18 protein-coding genes are annotated in these 21,115 nt (G+C 72.8%); 5 read left to right on the forward strand and 13 right to left on the reverse strand.

Translation table 11 applies throughout. The features are described from left to right. Positions 1 to 7: 7 nt before the first annotated feature. The 4 genes from ACH54P_RS21500 to ACH54P_RS21515 are packed head-to-tail and all read right to left on the reverse strand — an operon-like array spanning position 8 to position 4,295. Complete coding sequence (locus tag ACH54P_RS21500) at positions 8 to 1,726, reverse strand: aminotransferase class V-fold PLP-dependent enzyme (RefSeq protein WP_489915424.1); 1,719 nt, start codon at positions 1,724 to 1,726, stop codon at positions 8 to 10. Beyond that, positions 1,723 to 2,490, reverse strand: a complete 768-nt coding sequence (locus tag ACH54P_RS21505) for an amino acid ABC transporter ATP-binding protein (protein WP_489915426.1) — start codon at positions 2,488 to 2,490, stop codon at positions 1,723 to 1,725. The genes ACH54P_RS21500 and ACH54P_RS21505 overlap by 4 nt, the downstream gene beginning before the upstream one ends. Then, positions 2,483 to 3,361, reverse strand: coding sequence for an amino acid ABC transporter permease (locus ACH54P_RS21510; RefSeq protein ID WP_489915428.1), 879 nt, complete (start codon positions 3,359 to 3,361; stop codon positions 2,483 to 2,485). The genes ACH54P_RS21505 and ACH54P_RS21510 overlap by 8 nt, the downstream gene beginning before the upstream one ends. After that, the gene (locus ACH54P_RS21515; RefSeq protein ID WP_489915430.1) at positions 3,348 to 4,295 is read right to left on the reverse strand and encodes an ABC transporter substrate-binding protein; all 948 of its coding nucleotides are present in this window, start codon (positions 4,293 to 4,295) and stop codon (positions 3,348 to 3,350) included. The genes ACH54P_RS21510 and ACH54P_RS21515 overlap by 14 nt, the downstream gene beginning before the upstream one ends. 96 nt (positions 4,296 to 4,391) lie before the next feature. Between ACH54P_RS21515 and ACH54P_RS21520 the strand changes: the two genes are divergently transcribed. Next, entirely contained in the window at positions 4,392 to 5,372 is a 981-nt protein-coding gene (locus tag ACH54P_RS21520; protein WP_489915432.1) for a Gfo/Idh/MocA family protein, read from the forward strand. On the opposite strand, the gene ybiA is transcribed toward ACH54P_RS21520, so the two are convergent. Further along, a complete protein-coding gene (gene ybiA, locus ACH54P_RS21525; RefSeq protein WP_489915434.1) occupies positions 5,333 to 5,914 on the reverse strand; it encodes a riboflavin biosynthesis intermediates N-glycosidase in 582 nt (193 codons plus the stop codon). The two genes, ACH54P_RS21520 and ybiA, sit on opposite strands and share 40 nt — an antisense overlap. 65 nt (positions 5,915 to 5,979) lie before the next feature. After that, on the reverse strand, positions 5,980 to 7,185 hold the full coding sequence (locus ACH54P_RS21530) for a family 8 glycosyl hydrolase (protein WP_489915436.1): 1,206 nt from the start codon (positions 7,183 to 7,185) through the stop codon (positions 5,980 to 5,982). A 154-nt stretch (positions 7,186 to 7,339) separates the two neighbouring features. Between ACH54P_RS21530 and ACH54P_RS21535 the strand changes: the two genes are divergently transcribed. Continuing rightward, positions 7,340 to 7,741 (forward strand): PPOX class F420-dependent oxidoreductase, encoded by a 402-nt coding sequence (locus ACH54P_RS21535; RefSeq protein ID WP_489915438.1) that lies wholly within the window; start codon positions 7,340 to 7,342, stop codon positions 7,739 to 7,741. Positions 7,742 to 7,866: 125 nt separating this feature from the next. Here ACH54P_RS21535 and ACH54P_RS21540 read toward each other — a convergent pair whose 3' ends face one another. Continuing rightward, a complete protein-coding gene (locus tag ACH54P_RS21540; protein ID WP_489915440.1) occupies positions 7,867 to 8,415 on the reverse strand; it encodes a TetR/AcrR family transcriptional regulator in 549 nt (182 codons plus the stop codon). Further along, positions 8,415 to 9,968, reverse strand: coding sequence for an acyl-CoA synthetase (locus ACH54P_RS21545; protein ID WP_489915441.1), 1,554 nt, complete (start codon positions 9,966 to 9,968; stop codon positions 8,415 to 8,417). Before ACH54P_RS21545 ends, ACH54P_RS21540 begins: the two co-directional genes overlap by 1 nt. A gap of 158 nt (positions 9,969 to 10,126) precedes the next feature. Between ACH54P_RS21545 and ACH54P_RS21550 the strand changes: the two genes are divergently transcribed. Continuing rightward, entirely contained in the window at positions 10,127 to 11,515 is a 1,389-nt protein-coding gene (locus ACH54P_RS21550; RefSeq protein WP_489915443.1) for a glycoside hydrolase family 28 protein, read from the forward strand. Here ACH54P_RS21550 and ACH54P_RS21555 read toward each other — a convergent pair. The 3 genes from ACH54P_RS21555 to ACH54P_RS21565 form a co-directional block, all read right to left on the reverse strand. Beyond that, positions 11,512 to 12,714, reverse strand: coding sequence for a GTPase (locus ACH54P_RS21555; protein WP_489915445.1), 1,203 nt, complete (start codon positions 12,712 to 12,714; stop codon positions 11,512 to 11,514). The two genes, ACH54P_RS21550 and ACH54P_RS21555, sit on opposite strands and share 4 nt — an antisense overlap. Further along, entirely contained in the window at positions 12,711 to 14,489 is a 1,779-nt protein-coding gene (locus ACH54P_RS21560; RefSeq protein WP_489915447.1) for a P-loop NTPase family protein, read from the reverse strand. The genes ACH54P_RS21555 and ACH54P_RS21560 overlap by 4 nt, the downstream gene beginning before the upstream one ends. Positions 14,490 to 14,590: 101 nt before the next feature. Next, positions 14,591 to 15,601 (reverse strand): IniB N-terminal domain-containing protein, encoded by a 1,011-nt coding sequence (locus ACH54P_RS21565; RefSeq protein ID WP_489915449.1) that lies wholly within the window; start codon positions 15,599 to 15,601, stop codon positions 14,591 to 14,593. Positions 15,602 to 15,904: 303 nt separating this feature from the next. Between ACH54P_RS21565 and ACH54P_RS21570 the strand changes: the two genes are divergently transcribed. Beyond that, positions 15,905 to 17,035, forward strand: a complete 1,131-nt coding sequence (locus tag ACH54P_RS21570) for an Hsp70 family protein (RefSeq protein ID WP_489915450.1) — start codon at positions 15,905 to 15,907, stop codon at positions 17,033 to 17,035. Continuing rightward, positions 17,032 to 19,458 (forward strand): helix-turn-helix transcriptional regulator, encoded by a 2,427-nt coding sequence (locus ACH54P_RS21575; RefSeq protein ID WP_489915452.1) that lies wholly within the window; start codon positions 17,032 to 17,034, stop codon positions 19,456 to 19,458. The genes ACH54P_RS21570 and ACH54P_RS21575 overlap by 4 nt, the downstream gene beginning before the upstream one ends. A gap of 327 nt (positions 19,459 to 19,785) precedes the next feature. Here ACH54P_RS21575 and ACH54P_RS21580 read toward each other — a convergent pair whose 3' ends face one another. After that, positions 19,786 to 20,529, reverse strand: a complete 744-nt coding sequence (locus tag ACH54P_RS21580) for a ferredoxin reductase (protein ID WP_489915454.1) — start codon at positions 20,527 to 20,529, stop codon at positions 19,786 to 19,788. Beyond that, entirely contained in the window at positions 20,499 to 21,098 is a 600-nt protein-coding gene (locus ACH54P_RS21585; RefSeq protein ID WP_489915456.1) for a sulfite oxidase-like oxidoreductase, read from the reverse strand. The genes ACH54P_RS21580 and ACH54P_RS21585 overlap by 31 nt, the downstream gene beginning before the upstream one ends. Between the last annotated feature and the right edge of the window lie 17 nt (positions 21,099 to 21,115).

Here is a 21,115-nt window from a genome sequence, read left to right on the forward strand (position 1 = left end):
GGCAGGGTCAGGCGCGGATCTCGTTGAGGTAGTTGTAGATCGTGTACCGGGTGACGTCCAGGCGGCCGGCCAGGTGGTCGACCGCGTCCTTGATCAGGAAATAACCGGCTTCGTCCAGCTCCCGCACCACGGCCGCCTTGTGCCGCTTCTTCATCAGGTCCACCGGGATCCCGGCCTTGGCCACCGCCCGGTCGACCAGGAACCGCTGCAGGCTGTCGACGTCCGGTGGGAAAGTCTCCGGCTCGCCGTTGCCCCCGGCCGAAGCGGCCGTGTCGACGCTGTTCACGCACAGGCAGCCGACCGCGACCCCGTCGGCGTCGCGCAGGAACAGCGTCGACGAGCGGATCGGGCGGCCGTCGGGGCCGTGCGTGCGGTAGTTCGTCAGGTCCTGGGTGGTGCCGCGGCGGACCAGGCCGAGCAGCAGGTCGGTCATCGGGCCGCCGACGCTGCGGCCGGTGAGGTCACCCGCGATGGCGACGATCGAGTCCGGCAGCCGGCTCAGGTCGTGCAGCAGGACCTCGTTGCCCGGGCCGAGCATCGCCGCGAGCCCCGGAATGGCCGGGACGAGCGCGGTGAGCACCTCGTGCGTCGTCGCGCCCGCGGCCGGGACGGCCAGCGGCTCGCGCGGCCGGGTCAGGGTCTCCAGCGCCGTCCGGAGCAGGTCGGCCGCGGCCGCCGGAGTGGAGGCGTGCGGGGAGAGCCGGACGTGCTCGGGCCGCACGGTCGCCGCGATCCCGGCGTTGGCCAGCGCGGCGCCGACCTGCTCGGCGGGGTGGCCGGGCAGGGTGAACGCGAGGATCCCGGCACGCCGCCCGGTCGCCGAGACGACCTCGGCGCCGCACGCCTTGAGGACGTCTTCGAACTCCCCGATCCGCTCGGCGATCCGCGCCGCGATCGCGCCGACGCCGGCGTCCTCGACGAGCTCGAGCGCCTCGGCGAACGCCCCGGAGGTGATCGGGCTGAGGTTGGAGATCGACCAGGCCTGGGCGGTGGCGTCCGGCGGGTGGATCTCGTCGTCGAAGAGCCCGGGGTCGCGGGCGCCGGTCCAGCCGGACAGCACGGGATCCATCCGGTCGAGGGCCCGGTCGGACAGCACGGCGAAGCCGGTTCCCCAGCCCGCGCGCAGCCACTTCTGCCCGCCGACCACCAGGACGTCGGCGACCTCCCACGGCGCTTCGACCACGCCGAAGCCCTGGATGCCGTCGACGACCAGCAGCCGGTCGCCGACGACGTCACGCAGCGCGGCCAGGTCCGCGCGGAAGCCGGTGCGGAAGTCGACCGCGCTGACGCTGACCGTCGTGATCTCCGGCGTCAGCGCGTCCGCCACCCGCTCCGGGGTGACGTAACCGCCGGTCAGGCGGCGCAGCTTGAGGCGTCCGGCCTGCTCGGCGCGGGCCCACGGGTAGGTGTTGGCGGGGAACTCCGCCGCCGACACGAGGACCTCGCCGGAGCTGTGGAACGCGGCCTGGAAGAGGCCGAGGCTGGTGTGCGGGAGCAGCACGGTGTGGTCGGTGTCCGAGCCGGACAGCCGCGCCGCGGCGGCCTTGGCCCGGACCTCCTGCCGCATCAGCTCGTCCACAGTGGACGGCCCGGCCGTGGTGGCCTGGTCGAGCAGCGCGGCCGTCGTGTCGAGCACCGCGTGCGACGGCGGGCCGAACCGGGCGAAGTCGAGGTAGCCGGCGGGCTCGTCGAACTGGAGCAGGTACCGGGGCGAAATCCGCGTCACGCGAGGATCCTCGCCAGGAACTGCCGGGTGCGCTCGTGCTTCGGCGCGCTCAGCACCTCCGACGGCGGCCCGGTCTCGACGACGGCGCCGTCGGCCAGGAACACCACCTCGTCGGCGGCCTCCGCGGCGAAGCTCATCTCGTGCGTCACGACAACCATCGTCATCCCCTCCCCCGCCAACGTACTCATCACTTCCAGCACCTCGCCGACCAGCTCCGGGTCCAGCGCCGACGTCGGCTCGTCGAACAGCATCAGCTTCGGTTTCATCGCCAGCGACCGCGCGATCGCGACGCGCTGCTGCTGGCCGCCGGACAGCTGCGCCGGGTACGCGTCGGCCCGGTGCGCGAGACCGACGCGGTCCAGCAGCTCGAGGCCCTGCTTCCGCGCGTCGTCCGGTTTGACGCCGAGCACCCGGATCGGGCCCTCGACGACGTTCTCCAGCGCCGTCCGGTGCGCGAACAGGTTGAACCGCTGGAACACCATGCCGATGTCACGGCGCTGACGGGCGACGTCGCGTTCGCGCAGCTCGTAGAGCTTCCCGCCGCGCTGCCGGAACCCGATCGGCTCGCCGTCGACCCAGATCTGGCCGGCGTCGATCGTCTCCAGGTGGTTGATGCAGCGCAGGAACGTGCTCTTCCCGGCGCCGGACGGGCCGAGCAGGCAGACGACCTGTCCCTTGTGGACGTCGAGGTCGATGCCGCCGAGGACTTCGGTGTGGCCGTAGGACTTCCGGACGCCGACGGCGCGCAGCAGCGGCTCAGACACGGGCACTCCTCACCAGCGGCACGCCGCGCAGGGCCTTGCCGGCGCGGGCGAGCGGCCCGCGGTCGGCTTGCCCGAACGCGCGTTCCAGGTAGTGCTGGCCGACCCCGGCGACGGTCACCACGACCATGTACCAGACGGCCGCGGCCAGCAGGGTCTCCATGACCAGCAGGTTGTTCGACGAGATGTTGTTGGCCGCGTGGATCAGCTCGGTCACGCCGATCACCGACGCCATCGACGTGCCCTTGAGCATGTTGATGAAGTCGTTGCCGGTCGGCGGGATGATCACGCGCATGGCCTGCGGCAGCACGACCCGGCGCAGCGTCGCCGCCGGCGTCATGCCGATCGACTTCGCCGCCTCGGTCTGCCCGCTGTCGACGCTGTTCAGCCCGGCGCGGACGATCTCGGCCATGTACGCGCTTTCGTTGAGCGCCAGGCCGAGGAACGCCGCGGTGAACGCGCTGATCAGCACGTTCGTCTGCTCGTGGACCAGGAACGGGATGTCGATGACCGGGAAGACCAGCGCCAGGTTGTACCAAAGGAGGATCTGGAGCAGCACGGGCAGGCCGCGGAAGATCCAGATGTACCCGGCGGCGAACCACCGGGCGACCGGGTTGGCGCTGCGCCGCAGCAGGGCGATGACGACGCCCAGCACGATCGCGACGGCCTGCGACAGCACGGCGAGGATGACCGTGTTGAGCAGGCCCGTCGCCATGATGCGGTAGAACACGAAGTCCGGGACCTGGCTCCACGCGATCTGCGCGTTGCCGAGGGCGATGCCCAGCAGCACGAGCAGGGCGAGGATGACGACGGCGGCGACCCACCGGCCCCAGTGGCGGAGCCGGACGATCGGCAGCGGCTCAGCTTCCGCCATTGACGGCCGCCTCCTTGATCGCCCCCTGCTCGACACCCCAGGCCTGCAGGATCTTGCCGTAGGTGCCGTCGGTGATCAGTGCCTGCAGCGCCTTCTGCACGGCGTCCCGCAGCGGCGTGTTCTGCTTGTTGACTCCGATGCCGTACGGCCCGCCCTCGATGGGCTCGCCGGGGACGACCTCGAAGAACTTGCCGTCGCCCGCGGTGCGGGAGATGTAGACGGCGCTGGGCAGGTCGTTGAGGATCGCCGCGACGCGGCCGGTGCGCAGCTGGTTCTGGTTCTGGTTGTCGCTGTCGGTCGCGGTGACGGTGACCGCGGGCTTGCCGGCCTGCGTGCACTTGGTGCTCTGCGCCTCGGCGAACTTCTGGTGGCTGGTGCCCTGCACGACGGCGACGTTCTTGCCGCAGAGGGTGTCCGGGCCGGTGATGCCGTCCGGGTTGCCCTTGCGGATCATGATCGTGATGCCCGAGGTGAAGTAGTCGACGAAGTCGATCTGCGCCTGGCGGGCCTTGGTGTCGTTCATCCCGGCCATGGTCAGGTCGATGCGGCCGGACTGGAGGCTGGTGATGAGCGAGCCGAACGCCATGTCCTGGTGGGTCACGGTGACGCCGAGCTTGGCCGCGATCGCCTTGGCGAGGTCGACCTCGTAGCCGATCGGGGTCTTGCCGTCGGCGGCGTAGAAGTTGTTGGGCGCGGACTGCAGGTTGGACGCCAGGTGCAGGCCCGCCTGCTTGACGTTGTCCGGCAGGGCCGCGTTGAGCTGGGCGTCCTTCTGCACGGCCTGGACGATGGCGGCGGTGTCCGGGATGCCGGACGCGGGCGCGCCGGCGGCCTGCGACGTCCCGCCCGCGCCGTCCGGGCCACCACCGCAGGCGGTCACCAGGACGGCCAGGCTCGCGAGCAACACCGCCTGCGCTTTACGGGAACGGGACATAACGGACCTCCACTGTTCGGCTGGCCGGAACGGTACAACTCGTTGTTGAAGAGGTCAACTGGCTGTTGAAATCTTGTCCGGTGCTAGCTTCGCGGCATGAGCCTGCGGATCGGCATCCTGGGGGCGGCCCGCATCGCCCCGGCGGCCCTGGTCAAGCCCGCTTCTTCCCACCCTTCGGTTTCGGTGACGGCGGTGGCGGCGCGTGCCCTGGACCGCGCGCAAGCGTTTGCGTCCCGGCACGGGATCCCGACCGCGTATGGGTCCTACGAAGCGCTCCTGGCGGATCCGGACATCGACGCCGTCTACAACCCGCTGCCGAACGGCCTCCACGGCCGCTGGACCCGGGCGGCGTTGGAGGCGGGCAAGCACGTGCTGTGTGAGAAGCCGTTCACGGCGAACGCGGCGGAGGCCCGGGAGATCGCCGGCCTGGCCACGGACCGCGTCGTGATGGAGGCGTTCCACTACCGCTACCACCCGCTGGCGCTGCGGGTGGAGGAGATCGTGGCGTCGGGCGAGCTGGGCACTTTGGAGCGCGTGGAGACGGCGTTGTGCTTCCCGCTGCCGAAGTTCTCGGACATCAGGTACGACTACGGCTTGGCGGGCGGGGCGACGATGGACGCGGGCTGCTACGCGGTCCACATGGCCCGCGTCTTCGGCGGCGGCGAGACCCCTTCGGTGGTGTCGGCTTCGGCGAAGCTGCGTTCTCCTGACGTGGACCGGGCGATGACGGCGGAGCTGCGGTTCCCCTCGGGCCACACCGGGCGGATCGAGTGCTCGATGTGGTCGTCTTCACTGCTGAAGATCAGCGCGAAGGTGATCGGCTCGCGGGGGGCGCTGTCGGTGCTGAATCCGGTGGCCCCGCAGGCGTACCACCGCGTGTCGGTCCGCGTGGGCGGGCATCACCGGACGGAACGCTTCCCGCGGCGAGCGTCGTACGCGTACCAGCTGGACGCGTTCGCGGCGGCGGTCCTTCACGGCGAGCCGGTCAAGACGTCGGCGGCGGACGCGGTGGAGACGATGACGGTGATCGACGAGATCTACCGTGCCGCTGGGCTCCCGCTGCGCGAGCCCAGCTGAGCCCGGACGTCCGCCAGCGCGAAACCGAGCAGGTTCACCCCCCGCCAAGCCCGCGGCTTCTCCGCCCGCGGGTCATCGGCCGCGAGCCCGATCCCCCAAATCCGGTCGACCGGGCTCGCCTCCACGAGCACCCGGTTCCCCGTCCCCGCGAGATAGCGTCCGAGCTCGGGGTGCTGACCGAACTTGGCGGCGTTCCCGTCGACTGCGATGCCGTAGCGGTGAGCCACCCAGGTGTCCTCGTCGAAGCCGCGCACCCGGCGGCCGAAGTCCTTGGCCTGCTTCGGATGCACGGCGGCGAGCACCTGCGCGGCCATCTCGTCGTCGCCGAAGAGCCGGGCCTTGCGCCACATCAGGTAGTGCTCGGCGGTGGCGAACCGGGCGTCGTCGATCTCGAAGGGCGCTGGCCACCACTGGCTGAAGCACCCGGCGCCGATCCCGCCTCCGCGCGGCGGCCGGTGGCCCCAGAAGTACACGTACTTGAACCGCTTCCCCGCGTCGAGGGCGCGGGTCAGCTCCTCGACACTGCGCGGGTGACCGGTCATCCCGCCAGTCTCACGCACCAGGGAGCCGTCCCGCACCCGAAATACCGGGTGCGGGACGAACCGCCCTAAGCCGCCACGTAGTTGCCGGACAGGATCAGCAGCACCTGGATCGTGATGCCCGTTCCGTAGTAGTCCGTCGCGTCCGGGGACCACGTCGAGACCGCCGTCCACAGCTTGTCCAGCCAGGCCTGGCTGCCCGCGTCCGTCATCGCCGCCACCGCGAACGGGGCCGTGAAGCACGGGTGCTGGCCGCTTTCGGTCTTCGAGCCCGACAGCGAGTAACCGCTCTGGATCTTCGACGGGTCGCCGCCCGTGGCCGACTTGATCCACGTGTTCATCTTGCGGACCTGGTTCGCCGCCGCGCTACCGGAGAACGAGATCGCGTCCGCGCCGAGGCGCCACGGGTCGCGGCACGCGTTCCAGCTGTACTTGCCGTCGTACGAGCCCTCCAGGAAGTCCGCCGGCGCCGGCTTCGGCGTCGTGTTCGTGTTGACCACGAAGTCCGGCAGCAGGCCCGTGTTCGGCGCGTACGAAGACTGCAGCTGGCTCACCGCGCTCTCCGAGCGGGTCCGCACCTGGTCCCAGAAGCTGTCGCCGGTGGCCTTCGCGAACGCGCGCAGGTGCCCCGGCATCCAGTCCGACGAACGCGAGCTGTTCTTGTACTCCGCGTCGTTGCCCCAGTCGCCCAGGAGCGTGAACTTCGTGGTGCCGTTGACCTCGCTCTTCTTGATCGCGTTGATGATCCGGACGGCCTCGGCCTTGTAGTTGACCGCGCCCGCGCTGCCCCACTTCTTGTCCGCGATCAGCAGGCCGTAGGCGATCTCGAGGTCGCCGTCGGTCGCGGAGTCGCTGCCGTTGACGCTCCTGCAGCTCGAGTCCTGCTCGGCCGCGTGCAGGTCCCGGTTGTTGACCGACGGGTGGGCCTTCACGAACTTCAGTATCCCGTCGACGATCGAGCGGGCCTGCGGGTCCTTGTCCGCCATCATCGCCGAGATCGTCATGCCGTACCCCTCGCCCTCGGCGACGAAGGAGTGGTCGGCGTCCTTGGACAGCACCGCGTAGGTGCCGCTGCCGCACTTGGTGGTGAGGAAGTTCTGCTTCCAGAAGTCGTAGTACTTCTGCAGCGCGGCATCCTGGGTGGCCTGCGAGACCGACGGCCGGAGGGTACCCGGCACGTACGGTGTGCCCGCCGCGGACGCGGTCGCCGGCACGCTCAGCAGGCCGGCGGCGAGCGCGGCCGTGGCCACCACCGCCTGGACGATCTTCTTCATCGCTCCTCCGTAGACAATCGTTGGCTGCGGCGACGGCGATCAGAGCCTGACAGACGGTTCAAGACCAGGTCAAGGCTGTTAGGAAACTTTCCTTACTATGACGGTGAGTGGTCTCACGGCGGCCCGGCCACCCGGACGGACTAGCGTGGGCGCCATGCAGATCGACCTCGACGGCCGCGGCCCGGACTTCCGCGCCTTCTGGACCGAGCGCCACCTGGCCACGCTGACCACGGTCCGGCCGGACGGCACCCCGCACGTCGTCGCGGTCGGCGTGACCGTGGACTTCGACGCCGGCCTCGCCCGGGTCATCACGTTCGGCTCGTCGGTCAAGGCCCGGCTCGTGCGCGCCGCGGGCGCCGAGGGCATCCCCGTCGCGGTCTGCCAGCTCGACGGCCCGAAGTGGTCCACATTGGAGGGACGCGCGGTGCTGCGCGACGACCCGGAGTCGGTGCGGGACGCGGAAAACCGGTACGCCGCCCGCTACCGGCAGCCCAAGCCCAACCCGCAGCGGGTGGTCCTGGAGATCACCGTGACGCGAGTGCTCGGCAACGCCTGACCCGCCGGCGAGCCGGTCACGTCGCCGCCGCCCGGGAGTGCACCAGCCGCGCGTACTCCGCCGGCGAGCCGGTCACGTCGCCGCCCGGGAGCGCACCAGCCGCGCGTACTCCGCCGGCCAGCCGGTCACGTCGCCGCCGCCCGGGAGTGCACCAGCCGCGTGTACTCCGCCAGCAGCTTCTCCAGCTCGCCGTGCTCCCCCGCCGCTGCCAGCTGCTGGTGGCCCACCAGCATCGCCATCCCGAGCGACGTCAGCGTCCGGGCGAGGGAGCGGTCGCCGACGAGGCCGGCGACCGCCTTGCCGACCGTCCGCAGCCGGGCCTCGTCGACGCGCTTCTGCGCCGCGCGCACGGTCTCGTCGTTCATCGCCCACGCCCGGATGGCGGCCTCCGCCTCGTGGGGCAGCCCGAGCGTGAGGTCCATCAGCGCGGCGAAGTCCGCCGACGGGCCGCCGGCGCCGAAGTTCCGTTCGCGCAGGATGAGCACCTGCCGGTTCTCCCAGTGCTCCAGCAGCCGGTCGACGAATCCCGGCCAGCCGCCGAAGTGGTGGTAGAACGAGCCGCTGGTGACCCCCAGGTCCCGGCAGAGCGCGCCGACGTTCAGCCCGGTGAACCCGTGCTCCGCCAACATGTTCAGCGCGGCCTCGAAGTACGCCCGCCGCGTCACCGGCGGCATCAGACGTTCCGGCTGCGGTCCCGCCAGTACGGCTCGCGCAGCGACCGCTTGAGGATCTTGCCGGTGGCGTTGCGCGGCAGGGCGGCCAGGACGTCGACGCTGCGCGGGCACTTGTAGTGGGCCAGGCGCTCGCGGCAGAACTCGACCAGCTTGTCGGTGTCGAGCTCTTCTCCGGGCGCGGGCGCGACGACGGCCTTGACCTGCTCGCCCCACCGGTCGTCCGGCACGCCGATCACGGCCACCTCGGCGACGCCGGGGTACTCCGCGACCACGCGCTCGACCTCCGGCGAGTAGACGTTCTCGCCGCCGGTGATGATCATGTCCTTGACGCGGTCCTCGAGGAACAGGAACCCGCCGTCGTCCAGGCGGCCGACGTCGCCGGTGCGCACCCAGCCGTCCACGATGGTCTCCGCGGTCGCCTCGGGCTTGCCGAGGTAGCCCGCCATCCGCTGCTCGGTGCGGACCCAGACCTCACCGACCTCGGTGTCCTCGTGCGTCACCGGGTCGACGATCCGGATGTCCACACCGGACAGTGCGGTCCCGGCCGAGGCCAGCCGTTCGGGGCGGGTCTCGTCGCGGTGCGCCTCCGGATCCAGCGCCGTGACCGCGCCGGACAGCTCGGTCATGCCGTAGACCTGGGCGAACTTGACGCCCGGCCAGGCGGCCAGCACGGTGCGCAGCAGCGGGAGCGGCATCGGCGACGCGCCGTAGCAGAGGTACTTCAGCCGGGAGAACGCCTTGAGGGCGTCCTCCCCGGCCTGCGCGATCCCGGCGACCACGGCGGGCACCAGGAAGGCGTGCGTGCTGCCGGCCCGCAGCGCCGCGAACAGCGACGCCGCGTCCGGTTCCCGGGTCAGGTAGGACGGTTCGCCGTAGAGGAAGCCGGAGACCGCGTAACAGCTGCCGCCGACGTGGAACAGCGGCATCGCGACCAGGTTGACGTCGCCGGGGCCGATCGGGAACGCGGTGCCCGCGGCGAGGCCGTGCGCGATGACGCTGCGGTGGGTCAGCACGGCACCCTTGGGGAAGCCGGTCGTCCCGCTGGTGTACATGATCAGCACGCCGTCGTCCTCGTCGACGCCGGCTTCGGTGTGCGGCGCGGCGGAGGTCAGGAACGGCTCGTACTCGTCGGCGTCCCCGCCGACGACGACCACGCGTTCCAGCGCGGGCAGCCGGTCGCGGATCGCCTCGAGCGCGGGTTGCAGTTCGGCGCCGACGAAGACCACCTTCGCGCCCGCGTCCTTGAGGACGTACGCGAGTTCGTCGCCGGAGAGCCGCCAGTTGACCACGGCGTTGGCGGCGCCGATCCCGGCCGCGGCGAAGGTCGTCTCCAGGCAGGCGGGGTGGTTCTTGTCGACGAAGGCGACGCGGTCGCCCCGGGCGATCCCGGCGACGGCGAGGGCACCCGAGAGCCGCCGGACGCGCTCGTCGAACTCCGCCCAGGTCCAGGACTGGTCACCGAAGAGGAGCGCGGTGTCCGTGGGACGTTCGCGCGCCCAGTGCGCGAGGAGCTCGCCGAACAGCCGGACCCGCGGGCGGTGGTCTTCGGGCATGGGAGGAGTCCCTTCGGGCCGGCACTGGACCATAGACCGGTCTATGGTGCGCCGCGCTCCCCCGCGCGTCAATACCGGTGACCGGGAAGGTTTTTGACCGTGATTTCGAGATATCGCATGCTGTACATGATGTATGACAGCGACAGCGGAGGACTCGGATGACCAGTCGACGTGACTTCCTCAAGGCCGCGGGGGCGGCGGGCGGGCTGCTGGCCGCCGGCGCGGTCTTCGGCCCCGGGTACGCCGCGGCGGTGGAAGACCCGTGGGCGCGGGTCCCGGTGATCCTCGGCCGGATCTCGCCGCCGGTGTTCCCGGGCCGGGTCTTCGACATCCGCTCATTCGGGGCGGTGGGCGACAACACCACCGACTGCACGCCCGCGTTCAAGGCGGCGATCGCCGCGTGCCACGCCGCCGGCGGTGGCCGCGTCCTGGTGCCCGCCGGGACGTTCCGCACCGGCAAGATCCACCTGAAGTCCCAAGTAGACCTGCACGTCATCGGGACGATCCGGTTCCGCAGCGACGCCGCGTCGTACCTGCCCGTGGTGTTCACCCGCTGGCAGGGCATCGAATGCCGCAACTATTCGCCGTTCATCTACGCGATCGACCAGACCGACGTCGCGATCACCGGGTCCGGCACGATCGACGGGAACGCCGCCGCCGGCCCGTGGTTCGACTTCGACGGCCGGCGCGGCCCGGACTGGGACCGGCTGCAGCAGCAGGCGGCCGACGGCGTCCCGCCGGAGCGGCGGGTCTTCGGCGACAAGCACTTCCTCAAGCCGAACCTGATCCAGTTCTACCGCTGCCGCAACGTCCTCGTCGAAGGCGTCGCGCTGCGGAACCCGGCGATGTGGACGGTGCACCCGGTGCTGTGCCGCAACGTCACGGTCCGGAACGTCACGATCTATTCGCGCGGCGCGATGGTCGACGGCGTCGACCCGGAGAGCTGCGCGGACGTCCACGTCCACGGCTGTTCCTTCGACACCGGCGACGACGGCACGGTGATCAAGTCCGGCCGCGACACCGACGGCCGGCGCGTCGGCGTACCGAGCGAGGACATCGTCATCGAGGACAACGACTACCACGGCCGCTGGGGCGCGATCACGGTCGGCAGCGAGATGTCCGGCGGCGTGCGCAACGTCTTCGCGCAGGACAACCGGATCCACGCCGGTTCGTCGTACAAGTCGTTCTACGGCGTCTACCTCAAGACGAACCCGCGGCGCGGCGGCGTCGTCTCCGACATCCACGTGCGCCGGCTGACCGGCGGCCCGGTCGACCGCGGCGCGATCTTCGTGGACATGAACTACAGCCTCACCGGCCCCGGCTACGGCCCGATCGTGCAGCCCGTGATCCGCGACATCGACCTTCGCGACGTCCACCTCGACGACTCGCCGTTCGCGCTGAAGATCAGCGGCGCCGAGGAGAGCCCGCTGACCGGGTTCCGCCTGGCGGACAGCACTTTCACGCGGATCGACACACCGGCGCCGCAGATCAGCCACGCGCGGGACGTGACGATTTCGAACGTCACCGTGAACGGGAACCCGATCTAGGCGAACAACGCCAGCATCCCCTCGGCAGACCGCACCACCACGTGCGCCGCCGTCCGCTCCGCGTGCGGGCGGTCCGGCCGCTCCGCCTCGTGCCGCCAGCGCCGCAACGCGTCCAGGCCCGCTTCGTAGATTTCGCCCGGGTCCGCGTCCGGTTCCAGGCCCAGGCGATCGGCCGGGGCCGTGCCCTGGGCGCCCAGCAACCGGACCGCCTCCTCCGCGGGCTCGCCGGACAGCGCCGTCCGGCCGCCGCGGATGTCGGCGATCAGGCGCAGCTCGCGGAAGTCGTGCGCGGCGGCGGCGAACCGCTCCACCCGGGACACCAGCCGGTCGCCGCCCGGGCGGGGCTGCGCCGCCAGCAGCGCCTCCAGGCGGATGATCGCCGTGCGGGCCTTCAACGCCTCCGCCCGCGCCACGAAACACCCGGCGAGCGTGTCGCGCAGCTCGCCGAGACCGCTGCGGCGGACCAGTTCCGCCGAAAGCTTGACGCGGTTGTCGCAGCCGGTGCGGATCAGCGTCAGCGCCAGCCGGACGCCGAACATCCCGAACCGCACCACCAGCGACCGCCGCGTCTCCACCGGGATCGGGCCGGGGAACGCCGGATCGGTGAACGAGTCCACCGAAAGCACGTGCCGTTCCAGCTCTTCGCGCGGCACCGCGGCGAACGCCGCCAGGAGGTCGAACTCGTCGTCGCGCAGGGACCGGCCGCCGTACGCCAGCTGCCCGGCGACCGCGATCACGCCCAGGAACCCCGTGCACAGCGGGTCTTCGCGCCACGCGCGCCGCGCCAGCTGCTTCGCGGTCAGCAACGCGTCGATCCGGCCCGCGCCGACCTCGTCGGCCCGCGACAGGACCAGCACCGAGTTGACCGCGCTCTGCCGCGCGAACGCCGAACCGCCCGGCGGGTGCGCCGCCGCGAGCTCGTCCGGCTCCAGGTGCCGCACGAGCCGCACCGTCGCGTCCGGGACGTCGTCGGCCGGGCCGGGGTCGTCGAGCAGGACCAGATCGCGCAGCGCGCGCGTCGGCCACTCGCCCAGCGCGGCGGCGAGCGTCGTCTTCCCCGACGAGGGCGCCCCGGCGAACGCGACGCGCAGGGGCTGCTCCAGCCGGTTCTGGCAGTCGTGCAGGACCGCCGAAGCCCGCGGATCGTCCCGGTAGAGCCCGGCCGCGGCGGCGAGGAGGTCGCGGACGTCCTGGCTCACGCCGAAAGCTCCCGCCGCTGCCTCCCGGCGATCGTGCCGAGCTCGCCCGCGCGCTGGTGCAGGCCGGCGAGCCGGTCGATCTCGCGGCGGATGTGCCCCGTCCGGCGCTCCCGCTCGGCGGTGCCGGCGAGGATCGTCTCGCGCTCGCGCGTCAGCTCGTCGGCGAGTTCCTCGGCCAGGCCGGTGAAGTGGTCGCGCAACCGCCGCTGCACGACGCGGATCGCGTCGCGGCACTCCTTGCTGAACCGGAGGAAGACGTCGTCGACGTGCCGCTGCGCCGCCTGCTTGGCGACGGCCTGGCGGCGCTGCAGCCGCATCCCGCCCTCGTCCTTGATCGTCTTCGCGGCGAACGCCGCGCCGGCGCCGATCGAGACCGGGTTGATCAGCGGCAGCCCGGCCAGGCTGGTGACCAGGCCGAACATCAGCACACCGCCGTACGACCCGCGCAGGCCGGTGAAGGCCTGCTGGCCGACCTTGAACTTCTCGATCTTCGGGCGGCGGACGTCGTCGAGGCCCTCGATGCCCGAGCCGTCGAGGCGCAGGTCGGGCAGCGCGCGGTCGTACTGGGCGCCGAAGCAGGCCGCGACCGCCTGCGCGATCCACTCCGCCCGGTCGGCCAGCCACGCGTAGTTGACGTCGACGGCTTCGGCCAGCGCGTTGTCCAGCCACGGCGCGAACTCGTCCCACACCTTCGCGGGGTCGCCCTCGTCGAAGGTCTGGTCGATGGTGTTGACGATCTTGCGGGTCCGCTCGCGCAGGTCGTACTCGGCGTCGGACAACAGGTCGGTGATCTCGTCGGAAAGCAGGTTCTGCCACCGGGTGTTCTGCCGCCGCAGGTTGTCGGCGCGGCGCTGCGCCCGCTGCAGCAGCGCGGCCTGGCCGAGGCCGACGTCCTGGCCCGCGGCGTCGACGCGGTCGCGCAGCGACTCCACGAGTTCGGCGGCGGCGGCGCGCACGCCGACCGCGGCGAGCAGCGCGCGGGACTGTTCGGCCGGGCGCGCGGCCTGGTCGGCGATCCAGGTGAGCAGGTCGGGAAACCCCGAGCGGGCGTTGAGATCCGCGTCACCGGCCTTCGCGGCGGCTTGGCGCACGACGGCCGAAACCGGCACGACCGGCGCGTCGATCCCCGCCTCGGCGAGCATCGCGCGATCGCTCTCGGCGACCGCGCGCCAGCCCGGGCAGGCGTCGATCTTGGTGAGCGCCAACAGGACGTGCGGGCACCAGGTGCGCACGTGCCGGGCGAGCGCGAGCTCGGCGGCGCTCAGGGGCGCGGTCGCGTCGGAGACGATGATCACCGCGTCCGCTTCGGCGAGGAGGTCGAGAGCGGCGGCGGTCCGCGGTGACCGCGGGTCACCGACCGGCGGGGTGTCGACGAGGACGAGCCCGGCCGAAAGCAGCTCCCGCGGCACGCCGACCTCGACGCGGCTGAGGGTGCCGGCGGGCCGGGCGCCGAGCTCACCGGTGAGCCGTTCGACCGCGACGGGGATCCGTTCGCGGGAGCGGCCGACCAGGGTCGCGGCGGGTTCGGCGGCGTAGGCGATTTCGGTGGGCACGGCCGGGGTCGCGGCGTCGCCGACCGCGCACACCGGCGCGTTGAGCACGGCGTTGAGCAGGTAACCCTTGCCCTGTTTGGGAAAGCCGAGCACGCCGAGCCGGGTCTGCCCCGGCGGGGCGTCCCGGCGTCTGCGCAGGCGCTCGGCGAGATCGGCGCGGCCGTGCGTGCGGCACGCGTCCATGGTCTCGTTGAGCACTTCGAGCCAAGCCGGGGCGTTCACGATGGACGAGTGTCCCCGGTTCACTCCCCGTACGCACACCGGGTGCCCGTCCCGCGGCTGCACCCAGACCGCGGGACGGGCTCCGGTGACCGGTTCGGGAATCAGTGCCCGATGTGGATGTCGTTGGACGCGATGTCGCCGAGGTGCAGGTTGCCCAGGGCGTTGTGGCTGACGTCGGCGACGTCCGAGACCACGTCGTGGACAGCCGTGCCGTTGCCGCTGGCGACGTCGCCGACCGCGCCGGCCACCTGGCCGACCGCGTTGTGGTCGACGTCGATCCCGGTGGCGTTGGTCACGACGTTGGTGACCTCGCCCAGCGGGCCGTGGCCGTGGCCGCCCGCGGCGTGCACGGACTCGCCGGCGCCCTGGAGGATGCCGGAGAAGTCACCGATGTGGCCGGTGACGCCGCTCACCGCGTCGCTGACGCCGAGGGTGTCGGTCACGTCGCCGACGTGGCCGTTGATCTCGTGGATCTCCGCGTTGGAGGTGGCGAGGACCTGCTGGGTCTCGCCGACGCCCGCGGCCGCGGCGTAGGCCACGTTGCCGGTCACGCCCGACTCCGGGTCCGTCAGGTACGACGGGGCCGCGGTGAGGTTGGTCAGCGCGGCCGAGTCGAGGCCGTTCGCCAGGTCGCCACCGACGATGACGCTGGTGACGTTGCCGGCCAGCGCGGTGACGTTGCCGGCGTTGGTGATGTCGTTCACGCCCGGCAGCGAACCGACGGGCAGCTCGCCCACGCCGGGGAGCTCGCCGACGCCGAGGTCGCCGATGCCCGGCAGCGCCGGGGTGGCCGGCAGGCCGAGGCCCGCGGTGAGGGCGGTGAGCTGGTCGATCGCGCCCTGGATGCCCGCCTGCGGGGCGTCGGTGCCCAGGGAGTCGGTGCCCAGCGACGTCAGGTTGCCGACCTGCGGCAGCGCGCCGACGGCCGGGAGGCTGTCGACCGGCACGTAGTCGAGGACCAGCGGGATGACCTCGTGCACGTCGGCGGCGCTGACGTCGCCGAGACCGGCGGCAGCGAGGGCGCCCTGCGGGTCCGTCCCGAAGGCCGCCAGCGCGGTCGGGTCGTTGAGCAGGTTGAGGGCGAAGTCGTGCAACGTCTGCACGGAGTCCATGGGGATTTCTCCTGGTCCGGTGGATCGGGGGACAGCACCGGCCGCAAGAACCGGTGCTCCGTGATCAAGGTAGGGAGCCGGTCCCCCACCGCACATCGGGGATCACTCCGAGTTGCGGGTCAGTCAGCCGATAGGGGATCGATATGTCATCGTTAGGGAGTTAGGGGCTCATCCGAGACGCACTCAGTTGGGTTAAATCCCTCCAGCCACTTGCTTGACTAACCCGTTTGGGTGAGGATGCCCCGAGCCCTAGGGGGATTCCGCGCCCCCGTTCGGCCCCCGCGAGGTGAGGAGGAAGCGCCGTTGCCCTACGTCCTCGGGATCGATGTGGCTCAGGGGCGGACCCACGCCGCGGCTTGCCACCGCTCACGCCCCGGCTGGGGCGAGCCCGAACCCCTCTGGCTGGGCGAGCGGTCCCCGGCCGCGGCGTCCGCGCTGTTCCTGGACGACGAGGGATACCTGCTCACCGGTGACGCGGCGGCCCAGGCGGGCGCGCAGGTGCCGTCCCGGCTGCTCACCGGCTTCCACCGGCGGATCGGCGACGACGTCCCGATGCTCGTCGAAGGGGAGGCGTTCCCGCCGGAGACGCTCACCACCGTGCTCGTCGAAGGCATCGCCGAGCACGCCGCGAACCTGTTCGGCGGGCCCCCGCACCACCTGGTGCTGACCCACCCCGGCGACTGGGGCAGCTACCGCCGCGACGTGCTGCGGCGGGCGCTGGCCGACGCCGGGTTCACGGCGGTCACGCTGGTCCCGGGCTCGATCGCCGCGCTCGGCGCGCACCTGCCTGTCCCCGGCCCCGGCGCGCAGGTCGCCGGCGTGTGCGAATTCGGCGCCGACGGCGTGAACGTCACGCTGGCCACGGCGTCCGGCGCGAGCGGCTGGCAACCGGCCGCGAGCGCCGAGGGCGTGGCCCCGGCGGCCGCGCTCAGCACCCTGTTCGCCCTCGCCGGCGCGGCGTCGACGTCCCCCAAGGGACTCGCCGGTGTGGTCTTCTGCGGCGACGTCCCGCCGCACGCGCTGCCGGCCCGGCCGCCGTGCCCGGTGTTCGCGGGACCGGTTCCGCCGGCGGCCGCCGCCCTCGGTGCCGCGGCCCTCGCGGCGCTGCGCGCGGACCACCGGGGGGCGCCGCTGGAACCGCCCGCCGTCGAGACCACCCTGCTCCCCAAGGTGGACACGCTCGGTGAGCTCGGCGAGCGGCCACCCCGGCCGCCGGTCGAGATCACGCCGTTCGAACTGCCCGAGCGCAGCAGCCCGATGAACCTGTTCCGGCGGCGGCGCCCCCTCGCCGCCGCGATCCTGGTGCTCGCCGCGGCCGTCTCGGCCGTGCTGATCACCATCACCGCCCGCGAAGCCACCGCCGGCCCCGACCAGTCCCCCGTCCCGAGCCACTGCGCCCGCCCCGGCGCCCCCTCCGGTGAAGGTCACTGTTGAACACACTGCTCACGCAGGTTTCCCCGCTTCGCACCGTCCCGGTGCACCCGGCGGCCCGGCAGCTGCTCGACCAGGTCGCCGCCGACCCGGCCGCGCCGTTGCGGCTCGCCGTCGTCGCCCCCGGCGGGTACGGCAAGAGCGTGCTGCTCGCCGCGCTCGACCGCTGCTACCGGCAAGCCGGCGCCGAGGCCCTGCTCGTCGACGACGCCGACCGGCTCGGCGCCGACCAGCTCGAGGAGCTGCTCACCGGCGCGGACGGGCCGATCGTCGTCGCGCACCGGCCGGCCGCGGTGGCGCCCGGCTGGACGCTGCTGCAGCTCGGCCCGCTCGGCGTCGAGGACATCGCGCAGCTGATGTCGGCGGTGACGGGCTCGCCCGCCGACCCCGTCGCCGCGGCCGAGCTGCACGCCCGCAGCGGCGGCGTGCCGAGGCTGGCCGAACGCGCGCTGCTCGGGCGGCTGGAGGAGTTCCGGCCGGAGCTCGACGAGCTCGACGACGACGTGCTGCGCTACCTGATCGCGGCCGAAGCCGGCGCGGGGCGCAACCTCGACCTGCTGTGCGCGCTGCTGGACCGCGGCCCCGACCAGCTGCCCGCCATCGTCGACGGCGCCCGCGCGACCGGCCTGCTCGCGCCGGACGACACGCTGCTGCCGCTGGCCGCGGCCGCCGTCCGCGACTTCGGCCCGCCCGCCCGCCGGCTGACGACGGTGCAGCGGCTGGTGGAGCTGCAGCTGGCGAACGGCCTCCCGGTGCTCGACCTGGCGCGCTCGCTGCTCGGCACCGGCAGTTCCGGCGCATCCGCGGCGGCCGCGTTCGCCGCGGCCGCGGGCGAGGCCCTGCCGACCGACGCCCGGCTGGCGACCCGGCTCTTCGAAGCCGCCGCCGAAGCCGGCGACCGCTCTTCCGCCGTCATGGCGGGCTGGGCGCGGGCGGCCGCGTTGTCCGGTGACCTCGACACCGCGCTGCGGCTCGGCGACGGGATGCTCGGCGCCGACGACGCCGGAACCCGCGCGGCCGGGGCCGCGATCGCCGCGACGGTGCTGGCGCACCGCGGCGAGCTGGCCCGCAGCGCGGAGCTGTACCACTGGGCGTCCCGCACCGCCGACGGGCCCGCGGCGGCGACGTCCGCCACGGCCAACTGGGCCGGCGCCGACGCGTTCGCGGCGATCGCGCTGGTCGGCACCGGCGACCTCGACGGCGCCCGCCGGCTCCTCGACTCCCCCTCCCCCGGCCTCGCCCCGACGCTGTTCGCCGGCGCGGCGACCCGGATGGCCCAGGGCATCGCGGATTCGGTGGCCGGCTGCGCGACGGAGACGTTGTCCACCCTCCTCGGCGCGGCCGCGATGCTGGAGCCCGCACTGGGCGGCACGCTGCTGCCGGACAGTCCCGCGGCGCTGGCGGCGCTCGCCGCCCTGCACACCGGCGAGCTGGCGCTGGCGGAGTCCGTGCTGAGCCGGGCCCTCGACGGCGGCATCGGCGGAGACCTCCTGGAGGTCCGCCACCGGCTGCTGCTGGGCTGGGTCGCGATGACGGCCGGCGACCTCGCCAAGGCCGCGGAACACCGCGACGCCGTCGCCGGGCGCACGCTGGAAGCCCGCGACGAGCTGTTCTTCGCGACGCTGGAACTCGGCCTCGCCCGGCGGGCCAGCGACCTCGTCGGCCTGCAGCGGTCGTGGAACCGCGCGTACCAGGCGTCGATGCGGCAGCAGACCGACCTGTTCACGTTGCTCCCGCTGGGCGAGCTGGCGATCGCCGCCGCCCGCACGGGCGCGTACGCGAAGCTGGCGGGTCAGCTGGAGCGCGCCCACGGCTTGCTGGCCCGCCTCGGCGAGCCTCCACTGTGGACGGTCTCCTTGGTCTGGCACGAGCTGCACGCGGCAATCACGCTGGAGGACGCGGAGGCGGCAAAGGCACACCTGGCAACGTTGACGACGCACGCCCACTGCGGCCGCCACCCACTGGCGCTGGCCACGGCAGCCCAGGGCTGGCTCACGGTCCTGGGCGGCGGCTTCAACCCGGACACGATCTCCGCAGCGGCGGCCGAATTGCACGACCTGGGCCTCCGCTGGGACGCGGCGCGCCTGGCCGGCCAGGCGGCGATCCGGACATCCGACCGCAAGGCCATGGTCCAGCTCCTGGAGGCGGCCCGCCAGTTCCAGGGAACGGCCGCCCGCCGCGACCCGGGAACAACGGAGCAGGCCGCCCCCGGCAGCGGCCTGGCGGCGCTGAGCGAGCGCGAGCTGGAGGTGGCCCGCCTGGTGGTCGAGGGACTGACGTACAAGCAGGCGGGCAGCAAGCTGTTCATCTCGGGCAAGACGGTGGAGCACCACATGGCGCGGATCCGCGGGAAGCTGGGGGCGGCGGACCGGCGGGAGCTGCTGGCGACGCTCCGGGAGCTGTTGTCCCGCCCGGACGCCTCCTGAGCGAAGGTCGGCGCGGCTGGGGCTGCTCGGCCCCGGCTGAGGCGGCCCGGCGGCGGCTGAGGCGGCCCGGCGGCGGCTGGGGCGGCCCGGCGGCGGCTGGGGCGGCCCGTCGGCGGCTGGGGATTGCCTGGCTGCAGCTGGCGCGGCCCGGTCACGGTTTGCCCGGCCCAGCCACAGCCGGCCCGGGCCGACTACGGCGGGCCCGGCCCGCAGCCGCCGCGGCTCGGTCACGGCTGGCGCGGCCCGGCTGCAGCTGCCGAAGCTCGGCCGCAGCTGCTCGGCCCCGGCTGGCGCGGCCCGGTCGCGGCTGGGCTGCCCGGGCACCGCTTAGTCGCGGCTGGGGCCGAAGCGTTCTGTGCGGATGCGGTGCGGGTCGTGGCCGAGGGCGACCAGGATGTCCGCGACCGTCTCGACGAAGCCCGTTGGCCCGCACACGAAACACGATGCGCCGAACTCTGCCGGCCAGGCTGCTGTGTTGAGCGTGGCCACGTCGATGCGGCGCGGCAGACCTGGGCGGCCTTCGGGCAGTTCGCGCGTGTAGACGTACGTGATGTCCAGGCCGGCCACGGGCGTGCGCAGCTCCTCGGCGTAGTACAGCTCGGCCGGGGTGCGCAGGGAGTAGATCAGCTTGAACGGCGTCCGGACGCCGTCCGCGCGGCGGGCTCGGATCATGGCCATCAGGGGCACGATGCCCGAGCCGCCGGCGACGAGGAGTACCGGGGCCGGGTCCGTGGGACGCCAGACGAACCAGCCCCCGACGGGGCCGCGGATCTCCACCGGGTCGCCGATCGCGTACGGCCCGGCGAGGTGTTCCGAGACCTCGCCGTCGGCGACGCGCTGCACCGTCAGCTCCACCCGGTCGCCGTCCGCGGGCGCGGCGAGCGAGTAGCTGCGCTGCGCCCGGTAGCCGTCGGCGGCCGTGAGCCGGACGTCGACGTGCTGTCCCGGGAGGTGTCCCGGCCAGCCGTGCAGGTCGAAGACGAGCGTGCGGGCCGTCGGTGTCTCGTCCCGGAACGCGGCCAGGCGGGCGACCCGCCAGGCTAGTCGCCCTGATACCGCTGTTCGCGCCATGGATCCCCGTAGTCGTGGTAGCCGACGTTCTCCCAGAAGCCCGGCTCGTCCCGGGTCTTCAGCTCCAGCCCGCGCACCCACTTCGCGGACTTCCAGAAGTACAGGTGCGGCACGAGCAGCCGCGCCGGGCCGCCGTGCTCCGGGGTCAGCGGCTCGCCGCCGTACTCGTAGGCGATCCAGGCCTGGCCGTCGAGCAGGTCGGCCAGCGGGAGGTTCGTGGTGTACCCGCCGTAGGAGTGCACCATGACGTAGTCGGCCTCGGTGTCGAGCCCGCCGACCAGCGTGTCCACCGCGACGCCGCGCCAGCGCGTGTCCAGTTTGGACCACTGGGTGACGCAGTGGATGTCCACTGTGGGCTTCTCGCTCGGCAGGGCCATCAGCTCGGCCCAGCTCCAGGCGTGCTTCTCGCCGGTCTCGGTGGTGACGGTGAATTCCCACGTCTCGGTGCGCACACGCGGGGTCGGGCCCACCGACAGCACCGGGAAGTCCTCGGCCAGGTACTGCCCGGGCGGCAGGCGCGGATCGCCGCTGCGCGCCCGGCCCTGGAAACCCGGTGTCACGACACCCATGCGGCACTCCCTTCCCG

It is taken from the genome of Amycolatopsis sp. N2S4-7, assembly GCF_058119595.1.

What these genes read in the sequence shown, in the direction of transcription:
- ACH54P_RS21510 (WP_489915428.1), bottom strand. Translation starts at nt 3,361, where the DNA reads ATGGCGGAAGCTGAGCCGCTGCCGATCGTCCGGCTCCGCCACTGGGGC.
- ACH54P_RS21515 (WP_489915430.1), bottom strand. Translation starts at nt 4,295, where the DNA reads ATGTCCCGTTCCCGTAAAGCGCAGGCGGTGTTGCTCGCGAGCCTGGCC.
- ACH54P_RS21520 (WP_489915432.1), top strand. Translation starts at nt 4,392, where the DNA reads ATGAGCCTGCGGATCGGCATCCTGGGGGCGGCCCGCATCGCCCCGGCG.
- ybiA (WP_489915434.1), bottom strand. Translation starts at nt 5,914, where the DNA reads ATGACCGGTCACCCGCGCAGTGTCGAGGAGCTGACCCGCGCCCTCGAC.
- ACH54P_RS21530 (WP_489915436.1), bottom strand. Translation starts at nt 7,185, where the DNA reads ATGAAGAAGATCGTCCAGGCGGTGGTGGCCACGGCCGCGCTCGCCGCC.
- ACH54P_RS21535 (WP_489915438.1), top strand. Translation starts at nt 7,340, where the DNA reads ATGCAGATCGACCTCGACGGCCGCGGCCCGGACTTCCGCGCCTTCTGG.
- ACH54P_RS21540 (WP_489915440.1), bottom strand. Translation starts at nt 8,415, where the DNA reads ATGCCGCCGGTGACGCGGCGGGCGTACTTCGAGGCCGCGCTGAACATG.
- ACH54P_RS21545 (WP_489915441.1), bottom strand. Translation starts at nt 9,968, where the DNA reads ATGCCCGAAGACCACCGCCCGCGGGTCCGGCTGTTCGGCGAGCTCCTC.
- ACH54P_RS21550 (WP_489915443.1), top strand. Translation starts at nt 10,127, where the DNA reads ATGACCAGTCGACGTGACTTCCTCAAGGCCGCGGGGGCGGCGGGCGGG.
- ACH54P_RS21565 (WP_489915449.1), bottom strand. Translation starts at nt 15,601, where the DNA reads ATGGACTCCGTGCAGACGTTGCACGACTTCGCCCTCAACCTGCTCAAC.
- ACH54P_RS21580 (WP_489915454.1), bottom strand. Translation starts at nt 20,529, where the DNA reads ATGGCGCGAACAGCGGTATCAGGGCGACTAGCCTGGCGGGTCGCCCGC.
- ACH54P_RS21585 (WP_489915456.1), bottom strand. Translation starts at nt 21,098, where the DNA reads ATGGGTGTCGTGACACCGGGTTTCCAGGGCCGGGCGCGCAGCGGCGAT.